This window comes from Persicitalea sp. (genome assembly GCF_041751555.1).
Taxonomy (GTDB): Bacteria; Bacteroidota; Bacteroidia; order Cytophagales; family Spirosomataceae; genus Persicitalea.
In genome coordinates this window covers 1-2,165 of sequence record NZ_JBGSXF010000394.1, presented here as the reverse complement: position 1 = coordinate 2,165, position 2,165 = coordinate 1, and the positions used below count along the sequence as shown (strand labels likewise).

The 2,165-nt window shown below is 50.4% G+C and carries 4 protein-coding genes; 3 read left to right on the top strand and 1 reads right to left on the bottom strand.

Annotation, left to right across the window (positions count from 1 at the left end):
• From ACEW8P_RS13945 to ACEW8P_RS13935, 3 genes are all read left to right on the top strand, one after another.
• Nucleotides 1-1,246, top strand: a 1,246-nt coding sequence (locus ACEW8P_RS13945) for a sulfatase-like hydrolase/transferase (RefSeq protein WP_373513686.1), incomplete at its 5' end; no start/stop codon positions are given.
• A 172-nt stretch (nucleotides 1,247-1,418) separates the two neighbouring features.
• The gene (locus tag ACEW8P_RS13940; protein WP_373513685.1) at nucleotides 1,419-1,772 is read left to right on the top strand and encodes an RNA polymerase sigma factor; all 354 of its coding nucleotides are present in this window, start codon (nucleotides 1,419-1,421) and stop codon (nucleotides 1,770-1,772) included.
• A 3-nt stretch (nucleotides 1,773-1,775) separates the two neighbouring features.
• On the top strand, nucleotides 1,776-1,997 hold the full coding sequence (locus ACEW8P_RS13935) for a sigma factor-like helix-turn-helix DNA-binding protein (protein ID WP_373513688.1): 222 nt from the start codon (nucleotides 1,776-1,778) through the stop codon (nucleotides 1,995-1,997).
• Nucleotides 1,998-2,046: 49 nt separating this feature from the next.
• Here the strand turns inward: ACEW8P_RS13935 and ACEW8P_RS13930 are convergent, their stop codons facing one another.
• Nucleotides 2,047-2,151, bottom strand: coding sequence for a hypothetical protein (locus tag ACEW8P_RS13930; protein ID WP_373513687.1), 105 nt, complete (start codon nucleotides 2,149-2,151; stop codon nucleotides 2,047-2,049).
• Between the last annotated feature and the right edge of the window lie 14 nt (nucleotides 2,152-2,165).

Genomic DNA, 2,165 nt, shown 5'->3' with positions numbered 1-2,165 from the left:
CATCCTGACGCCCAATCTCGACCGCCTGGTCAAGCGGGGCAAAAACTTCACCAACGCCCATGTCGTTTTTTCGTTATGCAGCCCCAGCCGCGCCGCCATCCTGACGGGCCGCTACGGCAGCGCCAATGGCGTGCTGGAACTGGACAGCAAGCTGAATCCGGGCGAAAAAACCATCGCCAACTACCTTAAAGGGGCGGGCTACTATACGGGCGTGTCGGGCAAGTGGCACGTCGATCAATCGCCAAAGGAATTGGGCTTCGACTTCTTCACTACCTTTTACAGCAACGGCACCTACTACGGGCGAAAGATCGAAGACAATGGTAAAGCAATGAAGCCCGAGGAGCATTGTGACCTCTACTGCGCCCGGCGATCCATTGATTTTCTGGAACTTGCGGCCGCTAAAAACGAGCCCTTTTTCCTTTTCCACAACCCCCAACTTCCGCACATGAACGGGCAACTGGAATGGCCCGCCCCCGATTCCATCCGGGCCGGGTACCGAGAGTCCAATATGCCCGTGGCGACCAATCGAAACGACGACTTGAGTGACAAGCCCGGGTACTTAAAGACCGTCCGAAACCGCACTCAGGCCAAGGAATACGGCTATCCTGACAAAGACAAAATCCAGGCCCACACCAAGGATTACTATTCCGTAGTAAGCGAAATGGACACTTTCGTGGGCGACATTTTGAAAAAGATAGACGACTTGGGCATTGCCGACCATACGTATATCATTTTCATGAGCGACAACGGCTGGATGCTCGGCGACCACGGCTTTACCAGCAAAGTGCTTCCCTACCTGCCAAGTACCCACGTGCCGCTGGCCATTATCGGGCCGGGCATTTCTCCTTCGGAAGAAAGCGGTTTGGCCCTCAACATCGACTTGATGCCGACGATTCTCAAACTAGCCGGAGCAAAAATTCCAGCCAACCTTCATGGCAAGAGTTTGAAGAATGTTTTATTAGGGAAAAAGAAAAGCATCCGCGATTATTTTGTGTACGAGGGCTTGGGAACCTACGGCGGGGCCAAGCCCAATCTGACGGTAGTGTCCGGCCCATACCGCTACATCGTCACTTACGAAGACGAAAAGCTGGAACGGGTGAATTCCCGGGAATTATACCGCATCGATTCCGATCCTGATGAGATGAAAAATTTGGCCAAAGACTCAAAATATGCTTCCACAATCAAGGGGTTTGATAAGGCTATTTCTCAGCACTTAAAAAAGGTGGTTAAGACAGCAAAACGCTGAGAAACGTTGGCTTGCGTTTGAAACGGGGATGCCTAGCCGCGAACCCACGATTTGCAAAACAGTATAAAACCTGTTTTCACTCGGCCAAATAGCCGAATCGAAAAGAGAATACCCGACAGCCCATTAGTATTCCGCAGGCATCGGTGTCTTTTAATGACCAAGACTACCGACTATGGAATACCATCTGCTCAGCGATCTGCTTCTCGTCAAACTACTCAGGGTGGAGGATGAACTGGCTTTTCAGGAAATTTACCGCCGATACTGGGAACCACTTTACGAAAACGCCCGCCGCAAAATCCACCGCGACGACGAGGCCGAGGGGCTGGTACAGGATGTGTTTATGAGTATTTGGGAAAAACGTACTACGCAAGAAATCGACAATCTGGGGGGGTACCTGACCAACGCCCTCAAATATCGGATCATCGACCACTACCGAACCCAAACACTAGCCGAGCGCTATCGAGAATACGAATTGGCGAAAAGTATAGAGGATGCGCCCTCTCCAGAAGAGGAATCTGACTTCTAGGAAATCATCCAGATTTTTGACAAAGTACTCCGTGACCTTCCCGAAAAAACCGGGCGGATTTTTCGATTGAGCCGACTCGAATTCCGTTCCACGCGCGAAATCTCCCAGACCCTCGGCATACCCGAGCGAACGGTTGAGTACCACATCACGCGATCACTCCAATCAATGCGCCAGCAACTGAAAGACTTCTTGCCTACAATAATTTTCTTGTTATTGTGCCAGTAATCTTGTTGCACTTTTTAAAGAAACGACGGTAATGTCTATAAAGGGTTGATCAGGCAGCTACGGAGTCGCCATACTGTCCAGTTTTGAAATAGTGCTTGTTGATGTACATGCCAATGACATTGTCGTGAATTTGCTCGTTTTTGGAAAAACATATCGTCCTGCGGCCCA